We start from the raw sequence: 13124 nt of genomic DNA, 5'->3' as shown, positions 1-13124 counted from the left end.
TCCCTGCGAACAGCGCCCTCACCCCAACCCCTCTCCCGTGAACGGGAGAGGGGCTAGTAAAGCTGTCGCTTCGCGTCGTGCCGAGCCATGCTCGGCAGATGCTTGCCCGGTGAAGCCCCTGCCGAGCATGGCTCGGCACTACAAAAAAACAAAAAAAAACGCCGGCTGTTGGCCGGCGTTTTTCGTGCGCGGTGCTGCAGGCCTCAGTGCTTGAGGTTGCGGCGCAGGCGCTCCAGGGCTTGCAGCTGGGCAGTGACTTCGGCCAGCTTCTGCTGTGCCTCGGCCAGCTCCATGGCTTCGCCACGGTGGGCCAACACGCGCTCTGCTTCTTCCTTGGCCTTGCGCACCGATGCTTCATCGATGTCGCTGGCGCGGATGGCGGTGTCTGCCAGCACGGTCACGACCTGCGGCTGTACTTCCAGGATGCCGCCGGAGATGGCGAAATCCAGGTGTTCCCCTGCAGCGGTGGTGACCACGACCTTACCCGGCTTCAGACGGGTGATCAGCGGTGCGTGCTTGGGCGCGATGCCCAGCTCGCCCAGCTCACCGGTGGCCACGACCAGGGTCGCTTCGCCGCTGAAGATCTGCTGCTCGGCACTGACGATGTCGCAACGGATGGTGCTCATGGAACCTCGCTAATTAGTAGTCGGGATTGGAGATGCAGGATTGGGGGTTGGAGAACCGGCACTTCTTTCGCCATGCAGTACTGCCAGACGAGGCCGACGCTCCAACAAATCCCGAATCCCTTCTCCCGAATCCCGCGAGAAGGCTTAAGCCTTCTCGGCCATCTTCTTGGCCTTTTCGACCGCTTCTTCGATGCCGCCGACCATGTAGAACGCCTGCTCCGGCAGGTGGTCGTACTCGCCATCGACGATGGCCTTGAAGCCACGGATGGTGTCCTTCAGCGGCACGTACTTGCCCGGCGAACCGGTGAACACTTCGGCCACGTGGAACGGCTGGCTGAAGAAGCGCTCGATCTTACGGGCGCGCGACACGGCTTCCTTGTCTTCCTGGGACAGTTCGTCCATACCCAGGATGGCAATGATGTCCTTCAGTTCCTTGTACTTCTGCAAGGTCTGCTGGACGCGCTGTGCGGTGTCGTAATGCTCGGTGCCGATGACCTGCGGGTCCATCTGGCGCGAGGTCGAATCCAGCGGATCCACGGCCGGGTAGATACCCAGCGAGGCGATCGAACGCGACAGGGTCACGGTCGAATCCAAGTGAGCGAACGTGGTGGCCGGCGACGGATCGGTCAAGTCATCGGCGGGCACGTAGACGGCCTGGATCGAGGTGATCGAGCCGGACTTGGTCGAGGTGATGCGCTCCTGCAGGACGCCCATTTCCTCAGCCAGGGTCGGCTGGTAACCCACGGCCGACGGCATACGGCCCAGCAGTGCCGACACTTCGGTACCGGCCAGGGTGTAGCGGTAGATGTTGTCGACGAACAGCAGCACGTCCTTGCCCTTGCCGCTGGCGTCCTTCTCATCACGGAAGTACTCCGCCATGGTCAGGCCGGTCAGTGCAACGCGCAGACGGTTGCCCGGCGGCTCGTTCATCTGGCCGTACACCATCGCCACCTTGTCCAGGACGTTGGAGTCCTTCATCTCGTGGTAGAAGTCGTTGCCCTCACGGGTACGCTCACCCACGCCGGCGAACACGGACAGACCGCTGTGCGCCTTGGCGATGTTGTTGATCAGTTCCATCATGTTGACGGTCTTGCCGACGCCGGCGCCGCCGAACAGGCCGACCTTGCCGCCCTTGGCGAACGGGCACATCAGGTCGATCACCTTGATGCCGGTTTCCAGCAGTTCGGTCGAGGAAGACTGGTCTTCGTACGACGGGGCCGAACGGTGGATTTCCCAGCTGTCCGAAGCCTGCACCGGGCCGGCTTCGTCGATCGGGCGACCCAGCACGTCCATGATGCGGCCCAGGGTGCCAGCGCCGACCGGCACCGAGATGGCGCGGTTGGTGTTGGTGGCAACCAGGCCACGCTTCAGGCCGTCGGTCGAGCCCAGCGCAATCGCGCGGACGATACCGTCACCCAGCTGCTGCTGGACTTCCAGCGTGATTTCGGTGTTGTCGACCTTCAGCGCGTCGTACACCTTCGGCACGTCGCTGCGCGGGAATTCGACGTCGACGACCGCGCCGATGATCTGAACGATCTTGCCCTGACTCATTGCTGCATCCTCTAAATGTGTGCTGTTGACTGCGCGCGTTAGACCGCTGCCGCGCCGCTGACGATTTCGGAGATTTCCTGGGTGATCGCTGCCTGGCGGGCCTTGTTGTAGACCAGCTGCAGGGTTCCGATCATCTTGTTCGCGTTGTCGCTTGCCGCCTTCATCGCCACCATGCGAGCTGCGTGCTCGGAGGCAACATTCTCCAGCACCGCCTGATACACCAACGATTCGATGTAGCGGGTGATCACGTGCTCAAGCACGGTTGCTGCGTCGGGCTCGTACAGGTAATCCCAGTCGTGCGAGGCCACCTGCTTTTCAGCAGCCGGCAACGGCAGCAGCTGATCGAAGCTGGCCTTCTGCGTCATCGTGTTGATGAAGCGGTTGTAGACCAGGTACACGCGGTCAACCTTGCCTTCGGTGAAGGCATCGAGCATGACCTTGATCACGCCGATCAGCGTTTCCAGCTTGGGCTGGTCGCCGATGTTGGCCACCGAGGCGGCCATGTTGACGTTGACGCGACGGAAGAACGCACCGGCCTTCTGGCCAATGGTCACCACGTCGATCTCGGCGCCCTTGTCCTGCCACTCGCGCATTTCCGCGACAGCCTTGCGGAACAGGTTGTTGTTCAGGCCGCCGGCCAGACCGCGATCGGAAGAGATCACGATGTAGCCCACGCGCTTGACCTGCTCGCGCTCAACCAGGAACGGGTGCTGGTAGTCGGTGCTGGCCTGGGCCAGGTGACCGATCACCTGCTTCATCGCCTGCGCGTACGGACGCGAGGTCTTCATCCGATCCTGCGCCTTGCGGATCTTGGAGGCCGAGACCATTTCGAGCGCGCGCGTCACCTTGCGGGTGTTCTGCACGCTCTTGATCTTGGTTTTGATTTCGCGTCCGCTTGCCATCTCTTATTCCCGTAGAGCGGGGCTGAGCCCCGCTTTATCAGTGTGAAGCGGAGCAAGGCTCCGCTCTACATACGCTCTTACCAGGTGCCGGTGCTCTTGAAATCGGCGATGCCCTTCTTGAAGGCAGCTTCGATCTCGTCGTTCCAGGCGCCGGTGCTGTTGATCTTGGAGGTCAACTCACCTGCGGTATTGGCGAAGTGCGCGTGCAGGCCGGCTTCGAAGGCCAGCAGCTTGTTGACCGGCACGTCGTCGAGGAAGCCCTCGTTGACGGCGTAGATCGACAGCGCCTGGTCGGCGATCGACATCGGTGCGTACTGCTTCTGCTTCATCAGCTCGGTGACGCGCTGACCGCGCTCCAGCTGCTTGCGGGTCGCTTCGTCCAGGTCCGAGGCGAACTGCGCGAACGCAGCCAGCTCACGGTACTGGGCCAGCGAGATACGAATACCGCCGGACAGCTTCTTGATGATCTTGGTCTGGGCCGAACCACCGACGCGCGACACCGAGATACCGGCGTTGACGGCCGGACGGATACCGGCGTTGAACAGGTCGGTTTCCAGGAAGATCTGGCCGTCGGTGATCGAGATCACGTTGGTCGGAACGAACGCGGACACGTCGCCGGCCTGGGTTTCGATGATCGGCAGTGCGGTCAGCGAGCCGGTCTTGCCGGTCACTTCGCCGTTGGTGAACTTCTCAACGTACTCTTCCGACACGCGAGCTGCGCGCTCGAGCAGGCGGGAGTGCAGGTAGAACACGTCACCCGGGTAGGCTTCACGGCCCGGCGGGCGCTTCAGCAGCAGCGAGATCTGGCGGTAGGCAACAGCCTGCTTGGACAGATCGTCGTACACGATCAGGGCGTCCTGGCCGCGGTCCATGAAGTACTCACCCATGGTGCAGCCGGCGTAGGCGCTGATGTACTGCATCGCAGCCGATTCGGAAGCGGTAGCAGCCACGACCACGGTGTGGGCCAGGGCGCCGTTCTCTTCCAGCTTGCGCACGATGTTGGCAACGGTCGAAGCCTTCTGGCCGATCGCGACGTACACGCACTTGATGCCGGTGCCCTTCTGGTTGATCACCGCATCGATCGCCATTGCCGTCTTACCGGTCTGGCGGTCACCGATGATCAGCTCGCGCTGGCCACGGCCGATCGGGATCATCGAGTCAACCGACTTGTAACCGGTCTGCACCGGCTGGTCGACCGACTTACGCCAGATCACGCCCGGTGCAACGCGCTCGACCGGCGCGGTCAGCGAGGTGCCCAGCGGGCCCTTGCCGTCGATCGGCTCACCCAGCGCGTTGACAACGCGGCCGAGCATTTCCGGACCCACCGGCACTTCCAGGATGCGGCCGGTGGTCTTGGCCACGTCGCCTTCGCGCAGGTTCTGGTAGTCGCCCAGGACCACGGCGCCGACCGAGTCGCGCTCCAGGTTCAGTGCCAGGGCGTAGGTGTTGTTCGGCAGTTCGATCATTTCGCCCTGCATCACGTCGGCCAGACCGAAGATGCGCACGATACCGTCGGACACGCCAGTCACGGTGCCTTCGTTGCGCGATTCCGCGGACAGGGCGACCTTCTCGATGCGGGTCTTGATCAGTTCGCTGATTTCAGAGGGGTTGAGCGTGGTAGCCATCGTCAAGTCCTAGTGCCGGCTTGTGGCCGGACGGTAATGTGAATTCAGTGTGCGAGCGCGGTCTGCAGGCGCGACAGCTTGCCCTTGAGCGAGCCATCGATAACCACGTCGCCGGCATCGATCACGGCGCCGCCGATCAGCGAAGCGTCCACCGCGGTCGATACCTCGACGTCGCGGCCGAAACGCTTGCGCAGCGCAGCCTTGATCTTTTCCAGTTCCTCGCCCGACAGTTCGGCGGCCGAGGTCACCGTGGCCTTGACCACGTGTTCGGCTTCGGCGCGCAGCTGCTCGTACAGGCCGGAGATTTCCGGCAACTGCTGCAGGCGGCGGCCTTCAGCCAACAGGGCCAGGAAGCGACCGTAGGTCTCGCTGGTCGCTTCCGGGGTCAGCAGGGCAACGGCGTCGCCGCGGCTCAGCTCCGGATTCGACAGCAAGGCCGACACGCGCGGATCGGCAGCAACGCGGGCGGAGAACGCAAGCGCGTCCGACCACGGCGCGAACTTGCCTTCCTCACGCGCAATCGCAAAAGCGGCGCGGGCGTACGGGCGGGCAAGCGTGAGGGCCTGGCTCATCGATCAGATCTCCGCAGCCAGCTCGTCGAGCAGCGCCTTGTGGGCGTTGGCATCGATTTCGCGCTTGAGCAGCTTTTCTGCGCCGGTCACGGCCAGGGCGGACACCTGCTTGCGCAGATCTTCGCGGGCACGGTTGGCGGCAGCGTCGATTTCAGCCTGGGCCAGTTCTTTCTGGCGGTTGGCTTCGGCGATGGCTTCGTTCTTGGCAGCTTCAACGATCTGGTTCGCACGGGCGTGAGCCTGGTCGATGATCTCGTTGGCCTTGCCACGAGCTTCCTTCAGCGCCTCGTTGACCTTTACTTCCGCCTGGGCCAGATCTTTCTGGCTGCGGTCGGCAGCGGCCAAGCCTTCAGCGATCTTCTGCTGGCGCTCTTCGATGGCCTTCAACAGCGGCGGCCAGATCTTGGTCGCGATGATCCAGATCAGCGCGGCAAAGGCCAGGGCCTGTGCAAAGAGGGTGAGATTGATATTCATGAATTAGCTCGATCGCTGGTGTCGGGGGTGGTTACGCCGCCGTGGCGGCGCAACCGAACCTTCATCCGAAGTCGGGTGCCAGCAGGCACCCGACCGTCTCACTGCAGCTGGATCAGCCTGCCAGCTTGGCGGCTTCGGCCAGCAGGGCAGCAGCCAGCGGGTTTGCGAAGGCCAGCAGCAGGCCAACGGCGACCGAGATGATGAACGCGGCGTCGATCAGGCCGGCGGTGATGAACATGCGGACCTGCAGGACCGGGATCAGTTCCGGCTGGCGAGCGGCCGACTCCAGGAACTTACCAGCCATGATGGCCAGACCGAGGCCGGCGCCCAGCGCGGCCAGGCCGATCATGATGCCGACGGCAAGGGCGGTGGAGCTCTGAACTTGGGCGAGGTTGGTCAGGACGGCGAAGTACATGGTTATCTCCAGGAACTTAAGTAGCTAAGGGTGATGAAACGGATGAAGGTTGAAACTGGGTGAAGCTTGTAACTTTAGTGACTGTCTTCCGACAGGCTCAAGTACACGATGGTCAACATCATGAAGATGAAGGCCTGCAGCGGGATCACCAGCAGGTGGAACAGCATCCAGCCAAAGCCGAACACGCCACCGGCAACGGCACCGAATACGCCGGCACCGCCCAGCACCCAGATCAGCAGGAAAACGATTTCGCCGCCGAACATGTTGCCGAACAGTCGCATCGCCAGGGAGATCGGCTTGCTCAGCCATTCGACGATGTTGAGGATCAGGTTGAACGGCATCATCCACTTGCCGAACGGGGCCGTCAGGAATTCCTTGATGAAGCCGCCGATGCCCTTGGACTTCAGCGCGAAGAAGATCATCAGGATGAACACGCTGATCGACATGCCCAGGGTGGCATTGACGTCGGCGGTCGGCACCGGCTTCCAGTAGTGGATGCCCGCCAGCTCAAGCGGCTTGGCGATGAAATCGGCCGGGATCATCTTGATGAGGTTCATCAACAGGATCCAGAAGAAGATGGTGATCGCGATGGGCGTGATCAGCTTGCTCTTGCCGTGGTAGGTGTCCTTGGCCTGGCGGTCAACGAACTCCAGGCAGATTTCAACGAACGCCTGCCACTTGCCCGGCACACCGGCGGTGGCCTTGCGGGTTGCCATCCAGAAGGCGAACACCATCAGCAGGCCCATCAGGACCGCGGTGACGATGGTATCGACGTGGATCATCCAGAAGCTGCCACCGCTGTCACCGACCGGAGCGGTCAGATTCTGCAGGTGATGCTGGATGTACGTGGTAGGAGTTAGAGCCTCGCCCGCCATGTGTCCGGAACCTTTATGAGTGAATCAACGCCTGGCCAGAGCCAGAACCTGGAACATCAGCGCCACTGGAATTGCTGCCAGCAGGGCCAGAGGAGGAAGTCGCCACCAGAAAAAAGCCATTCCCAGCACGACAACAATCAATACAAGCTTCAGCACGAACCCCACGAACAGACGGGTCATAGCTGAACCAGCGGCCTGAACGCCGCCACCGAGACCCACCCATGCAGCCAGCGCCGACCCTGCCACCACTGCCACACCCGACACCAGCGCGCCGAGTGCGTACCTTGGCCCCATGAACAGGAAGGCCAGAGCCAGGACCACCACTGCGGCCAGCGGGTAGACCGCGGCGCGCAACATCAGTCGCCGACCCGCGTCAACGGAGTTCAGCACGTCAAAAGTGTCCTGCTTAGGTAAAGGGAAGAGCCGAACCGCGCAAAGGCGTCTCGTCGAGCCGCGAAAGTATAGCAGTGGGACATTTTGCGAGACAACCGCCAGTTGTCCCCCTTTTGACTATGCAAGTGGCCGCAAAATCACGTTTTTTCGTGACCAGCCCGGCATTCCGGGCCTCTGCGGCCAGCCGGAATATTGCACCGCAACACCGGGAACTTCCGCAACCGGGGCTGGTCCTATACCCCGTCCGCCGCGGATACCTCGTCGACGCCGGCAGCGGACAGGGTGAGGTGGTGCCGTCCGTCCCCTGCGGCACCACCTCACCGCAACTTCCACCTGCTCTCACCTGCACCTGCACCTGCACCTGCACCTGCACCTGCACATCATGTGCACGTCACGGTCACGATCAGCGCACGCGCGATCACCGATAGTTGGTTGCTCCTGCAACAAGAGAGCAACAATCATCATGCCAAGCCCCCACTTCAGCCGTGCCCTTACGCCCTGCCTGCTCGCAATCGGACTGATCAGCGCCGCAACCGCCAGCGCTGCGGAAGAAGATCCGCGCTTCACCCTGCGTCTGGGCGCGATGAACATCGACACCGACAACACCATCCGTGGCAGCACCACCATCGCTGGCCAGGACCTGGATGTATCGGAGGATTTCGAGCTCGGCGGCAAGGAATGGGAGCCGCGCGTGGATGGCATGTTCCGCATCAGCGATCGCCAGCGGCTGATCTTCGATTACTTCAAGTACGACAAGGACCGCCGCGAAACACTGGGCCAGGACGTGACCTATGACGGCACCACCGTGCCGGCCGGCAGCTTTGTAAAGGGCGAACTGAAGTACCAGGTGGCGACGTTGGTGTACGACTACTCCGTCATTGATGGTGACCGCTTCGACCTGGGCCTGCAGTTGGGCGCCGAGTACGCCAAGGTCAGTGCCGATGCCTATGCCGATCTGGGCGATCTCTACCAGGGCCGTTTCATCAACGAAAAGGCCGATGGCATCGCCCCGGTGGTGGGGGCGCGCCTGAGCTTCACCCCATCCGAGAACTGGCTGATCAACCTGCAGGGTCAGTACGTCAACACGCGCTGGGGCAACTTCGACGACTACGACGGCGACCTTGTGCGTGCGAATGCCATCGTCCAATACAACTTCAACAAGAACTTCGGCATCTTCGCCGGCTACGACTGGTTCAAGCTGGACGTTGACCAGAAGGGCAGCGACGGCGTGGTTGGCCTGAAGCAGGAATTCAAGGGCCCGCTCGCAGGCGTAAGCCTGTCGTTCTGACCGGATCCTGCGGCTCGGCAGATTCACCACACCTGTAGTGCCGAGCCATGCTCGGCAGGGGCTTTCCCGGCAATGCCCGAAGCGCAACATCGCTGCGTGCCCCCCTCACGCCAACTCCTCTCCCGCAAGCGGGAGAGGAGCGTGTAGTGCCCAGCCATGCTCGGCAGATGCTTTCCCAGCAATGCCCGAAGCGCAACATCGCTGCGCACCAAAAGCCCCCCCTCACCCCAACCCCTCTCCCGCAAGCGGGAGAGGGGCGCGTAGTGCCGAGCCATGCTCGGCAGAAGCTTTCCCGGTAACGCCCCAAGCACAGCATCGCCGCATTCCAAAGCAAACTGCAAACCGCAGTCCTACCGCTCACCACCCTCACTCGAAGGCGGCGACATCAGCTGCGTTGCCACGCAGATATAGTCTGCCAATGGCATCTCCCCCACAGCCGCGCGGCGTTGATCGACCTGATCCGGCGCCTCCATCGGTCGGGGTTGCCACTCTCCCCCTACGGCCAGCAATTGACTGCCATAACGTTGCGGCCTATTCGAATTAACCAGCACCCGATCAGTCAGCAGGGCGTACTCGCGCGATGACACCTCGCCCCGCCCAACCAACGGCATAATCCGCTCAAGCACACCACGCTGGAAATCGACGTCACGGTCGGCGTGCTGCACCAACAACCACGCCGCAGACAAGCCATCCGCACCTACCTGGCTGACAGCAGGGAGACCATCATGTTCGGCCGCGATCTTTCGGATCTGCGGCAGATTCGCCGCATCGACAGCAAGCATCTTTTCGATCATTTGCGGCGACCACTCACCACTACGCGCGTCTTGGTCAATGCGCGCCATCTCCAGCAGTTGCTCGCGCAGCGCGGGCTCGCTGGGCACCACTTCCGCCGGGGCCAGTTCATCCGCCTTGTGCCGCTTGGCCGCATCGATGAATGCAGCCGCGCGCGGGCATTTCAACAGCGCGGCTGCAAGCGCGGGATCCTCTTCCGTGGCACAGGCACTGCCTACCCATCCCATCAACCCGATCACAAGCATCGTTCGCAACATCCATGCACTCCATGCAAGCGCCACAAACAACAACGCCCCGATCAAGGGGCGTTGTATCGATTACTTCTTCTTCGGCATATACAGATCGGTGATGGTGCCGTCGTAGATCTCCGAGGCCATCGCCACCGACTCACTCAGGGTCGGGTGCGCGTGGATGGTGTGGCCGATGTCTTCGGCCTCCGCGCCCATCTCGATGGCAAGACCAATCTCGGCCAGCAGTTCACCGGCATGCACGCCGACGATGGCGCCACCGATCACGCGGTGGGTCTCTTCGTCGAAGATCAGCTTGGTGAAGCCTTCGGTACGACCAATACCGATCGCACGGCCACTGGCCGCCCACGGGAACTTGGCCACGCCCACCTTCAAGCCCTTGGCCTTGGCCTCGGTCTCGGTGACGCCAACCCAGGCGATCTCCGGGTTGGTATAGGCCACCGACGGAATCACCCGCGCCACCCACTCCTTCTTCTCGCCGAAAGCGACTTCAGCCGCCAACTTGCCCTCATGCGTGGCCTTGTGCGCCAGCATCGGGTTACCGACGATGTCGCCGATGGCGAAGATGTGCGGCACATTGGTACGCATCTGCCGATCCACCGGAATGAAGCTGCGGTCGGTCACTTCGACGCCGGCCTTGTCGGCATCGATCTTCTTGCCATTGGCCGAGCGGCCGACAGCCACCAGCACGCGGTCAAACGTGCCGCTTTCCATCGCCGGCTTCTCGCCTTCGGTGGCTGCTTCGAAGGTTACGGTGATGCCCTTCTTGTCAGCGGACACGCCCGACGCCTTGGTCTTCAGATGGACGTCGATACCCTGCTTCTTCAGACGGTCGGCCAGCGGCTTGACCAGGTCCTTGTCGGCGCCCGGCATCAGCTGGTCCATGAACTCGACCACGGTCACCTTGGAACCCAGGGCGCTGTACACGGTGGCCATTTCCAGGCCGATGATGCCGCCACCAACAACCAGCAGCGAAGCAGGCACTTCGGCCAGTTCCAGTGCATCGGTCGAGTCCATCACGCGCTTGTCTTCCCACGGGAAGTTGGGCAGCTTCACTGCCTGCGAACCGGCGGCGATGATGCACTGTTCGAAGCGCAGCAGCTGGGTCTTGCCGTCGTCACCAACGATTTCCAGTTCGTTGGCCGAGATGAACTTGGCCAGGCCGTGCACGGTGCGGATCTTGCGCTGCTTGGCCATGCCGGCCAGGCCCTTGGTCAGCTGGCCGACGACCTTTTCCTTGTACTCGCGCAGCTTGTCCAGGCTGATCTTCGGCGCGCCGTACTCGATGCCCAGTTCATTGGCATGCGCGGCATGATCGATGATTTCCGCCGCGTGCAGCAGCGCCTTGGACGGAATACAGCCGACGTTGAGGCAGACGCCGCCAAGGCTGGCATAACGCTCGATCAGCACCGTATCCATGCCCAGGTCGGCGGCACGGAAGGCCGCGGTATAGCCGCCCGGGCCTGCGCCCAGCACCACGATACGGCATTCGATGTCGGCGGTACGGCCGCTGGATGGCAGTGCCTTGGCTGCAACTGCCGGGTCCGGCGCGCGGTGCGACGGGGTCACCGGCGGCTTGCTGCCCGGCGCGGCCTTGGCCGCTGCCGGCGCGGCAGCAGCAGCGCCTTCCAGCACCACCACCACGTCACCGACCGAGAGCTTGTCGTCGAGCTTGACCTTGATTTCCTTGACCACGCCATCGGCAGAAGACGGCACTTCCAGCGTGGCCTTGTCCGATTCCAGCGTGACCAGGCCCTGGTCCTTCTTCACCGTGTCGCCCACGGCCACCAGGATCTCGATCACCGGCACGTTCTGGTAGTCGCCGATATCCGGCACCTTGACCTCGATCGGGCCCGTGGCGGCCGGTGCGGCGGCAACCGGCGCGCCGACCGCGGCCGGGGCTGCAGCAGCGGCAGGCTGTGCAGCCGGCGCAGGTGCGGCGGCCGGTGCGGGCGCCGCAGCCGGGGCAGCGCCCTCGCCCTCGGCTTCCAGGATCACCACCACGTCGCCCTCGGACAGCTTGTCGTCGAGCTTTACCTTGATTTCCTTGACCACACCCGCGGCCGAGGACGGCACTTCCAGCGTGGCCTTGTCCGACTCCAGCGTGACCAGACCCTGGTCCTTCTTCACCGTGTCGCCCACGGCCACCAGAATCTCGATCACCGGCACGTCGTTGTAGTCGCCAATGTCCGGAACCTTGATTTCAATCGTCGCCATTGTTTTCTCCTGTGGGCTCAGCCGGCGTCGCCGACGAACCGGTCATGCATCTTGTCGAGCGCGCGTTCGATATCGGCGTAGCGCTTCTCGTATTTTTTGTCTTTGCTGTGTGCCAGCTCGGTCAACAGCGTCGCCTGTTCCAACAAGGCCTCAAGCTGCCCGCAACCGGGACGCACGCCGCTGTAACGCTCGCCGTTGACGGTGAACGACAGCACTTCACCCTCGGTGACCGGCGCACGCTCCGCGACTTCCGGCGAAGCCAGCGCCTTGCCCCAGACCTCGACCAGTCGTTGTGCCAGTGCATCGGGTAATGGCGCCTGGGCGAACTCCGGCTCCTGGTCCAGCACCAAGCTGACACCACCACGGCCAGCACCGCTGTTCCAGTTGTAGATGCGCTTGTCAGCCAGACCAGCCAACACCATCCACTGACCATTGCCGCCATCACGGCGCAACGACACCTGCGATTCCACCCCACGTGCCGGCAGCACCAGCAGCGACAGACCATCTTCAGCCTGGCCACCGAGCAAGCTGGTCGCCGCCTGGCCGTAGTTGCCCACCGCCGGCGGCCAACCTGGGCCAACCACCGGCAGGCACTGGCTGGCGGCCAGCGACGGGGCCGCCAACGCGGCCAGTAGCACCGCCAACAGCGTGCGTTGTGGCGCCGCTGGCATCACAGCAGCACGCGCCGCATGTCAGCCAGCACCTGCGACAGGTAGGTGGTGAAACGGGCTGCCAGCGCGCCGTCGATGACGCGGTGGTCGTAGCTCAGCGACAGCGGCAGCATCAGCTTCGGCGCGAACTCCTTGCCATTCCAGACCGGCTGGATCGAAGACTTGGACACACCGAGGATGGCGACCTCCGGCGCATTGACGATCGGGGTGAACGCGGTGCCACCAATGCCGCCCAGCGAGCTGATCGAGAAGCAACCGCCGCTCATGTCGGCCGGACCCAGCTTGCCGTCGCGCGCCTTCTTGGCCAGCTCGCCGGTTTCCTGGGCAATCTGCACCACGCCCTTCTTGTCGACGTCGCGGATCACCGGTACGACCAGGCCATTCGGCGTATCGGCGGCGAAACCGATGTTGAAGTACTTCTTCAGGGTGAGGTTCTCGCCGCTGGCATCGAGCGAGGCGTTGAACTCGGGGAACT

General features: G+C 63.0%; 14 protein-coding genes. 1 reads left to right on the top strand and 13 read right to left on the bottom strand.

Annotated features, from left to right (window positions below; translation table 11 throughout):
- Positions 1-203: 203 nt before the first annotated feature.
- From RT460_RS18825 to RT460_RS18785, 9 genes are all read right to left on the bottom strand, one after another.
- Positions 204-626, bottom strand: coding sequence for a F0F1 ATP synthase subunit epsilon (locus RT460_RS18825; RefSeq protein ID WP_057626868.1), 423 nt, complete (start codon positions 624-626; stop codon positions 204-206).
- Positions 627-770: 144 nt separating this feature from the next.
- Positions 771-2177, bottom strand: a complete 1407-nt coding sequence (gene atpD, locus RT460_RS18820; RefSeq protein ID WP_313321257.1) for a F0F1 ATP synthase subunit beta — start codon at positions 2175-2177, stop codon at positions 771-773.
- A 38-nt stretch (positions 2178-2215) separates the two neighbouring features.
- Complete coding sequence (atpG, locus tag RT460_RS18815) at positions 2216-3079, bottom strand: F0F1 ATP synthase subunit gamma (RefSeq protein WP_313321255.1); 864 nt, start codon at positions 3077-3079, stop codon at positions 2216-2218.
- A 77-nt stretch (positions 3080-3156) separates the two neighbouring features.
- Positions 3157-4704, bottom strand: a complete 1548-nt coding sequence (atpA, locus tag RT460_RS18810; RefSeq protein WP_313321253.1) for a F0F1 ATP synthase subunit alpha — start codon at positions 4702-4704, stop codon at positions 3157-3159.
- Positions 4705-4748: 44 nt separating this feature from the next.
- Positions 4749-5276 (bottom strand): F0F1 ATP synthase subunit delta, encoded by a 528-nt coding sequence (locus tag RT460_RS18805; protein WP_313321251.1) that lies wholly within the window; start codon positions 5274-5276, stop codon positions 4749-4751.
- Positions 5277-5279: 3 nt separating this feature from the next.
- Positions 5280-5750 (bottom strand): F0F1 ATP synthase subunit B, encoded by a 471-nt coding sequence (locus RT460_RS18800; protein WP_132865773.1) that lies wholly within the window; start codon positions 5748-5750, stop codon positions 5280-5282.
- Positions 5751-5862: 112 nt separating this feature from the next.
- Positions 5863-6165: a F0F1 ATP synthase subunit C gene (gene atpE, locus RT460_RS18795; protein WP_054661978.1), complete on the bottom strand. Its 303-nt coding sequence runs from the start codon at positions 6163-6165 to the stop codon at positions 5863-5865.
- 74 nt (positions 6166-6239) lie between these two features.
- Entirely contained in the window at positions 6240-7040 is an 801-nt protein-coding gene (atpB, locus tag RT460_RS18790; RefSeq protein ID WP_057626862.1) for a F0F1 ATP synthase subunit A, read from the bottom strand.
- A 24-nt stretch (positions 7041-7064) separates the two neighbouring features.
- Positions 7065-7430 (bottom strand): hypothetical protein, encoded by a 366-nt coding sequence (locus RT460_RS18785; protein ID WP_313321248.1) that lies wholly within the window; start codon positions 7428-7430, stop codon positions 7065-7067.
- A 466-nt stretch (positions 7431-7896) separates the two neighbouring features.
- Here RT460_RS18785 and RT460_RS18780 point away from each other — a divergent pair, with 466 nt between their 5' ends.
- A complete protein-coding gene (locus tag RT460_RS18780; RefSeq protein WP_313321246.1) occupies positions 7897-8721 on the top strand; it encodes a hypothetical protein in 825 nt (274 codons plus the stop codon).
- Positions 8722-9071: 350 nt separating this feature from the next.
- Here RT460_RS18780 and RT460_RS18775 read toward each other — a convergent pair whose 3' ends face one another.
- The 4 genes from RT460_RS18775 to RT460_RS18760 form a co-directional block, all read right to left on the bottom strand.
- On the bottom strand, positions 9072-9770 hold the full coding sequence (locus RT460_RS18775) for a DUF6624 domain-containing protein (protein WP_313321244.1): 699 nt from the start codon (positions 9768-9770) through the stop codon (positions 9072-9074).
- Between the two features lie 60 nt (positions 9771-9830).
- On the bottom strand, positions 9831-11978 hold the full coding sequence (lpdA, locus tag RT460_RS18770; RefSeq protein WP_313321242.1) for a dihydrolipoyl dehydrogenase: 2148 nt from the start codon (positions 11976-11978) through the stop codon (positions 9831-9833).
- A 17-nt stretch (positions 11979-11995) separates the two neighbouring features.
- Positions 11996-12649 (bottom strand): hypothetical protein, encoded by a 654-nt coding sequence (locus tag RT460_RS18765; RefSeq protein WP_313321240.1) that lies wholly within the window; start codon positions 12647-12649, stop codon positions 11996-11998.
- A partial coding sequence (locus RT460_RS18760; protein ID WP_313321238.1) for a 2-oxo acid dehydrogenase subunit E2 occupies positions 12649-13124 on the bottom strand: 476 nt, incomplete at its 5' end. The genes RT460_RS18765 and RT460_RS18760, both read right to left, overlap by 1 nt.

This window comes from Stenotrophomonas sp. (genome assembly GCF_032061965.1).
In the GTDB taxonomy this organism is placed as follows: Bacteria; Pseudomonadota; Gammaproteobacteria; order Xanthomonadales; family Xanthomonadaceae; genus Stenotrophomonas.
The sequence above is the reverse complement of the archived record's forward strand: the minus strand, read 5'-3'. Positions and strand labels throughout refer to the sequence as shown.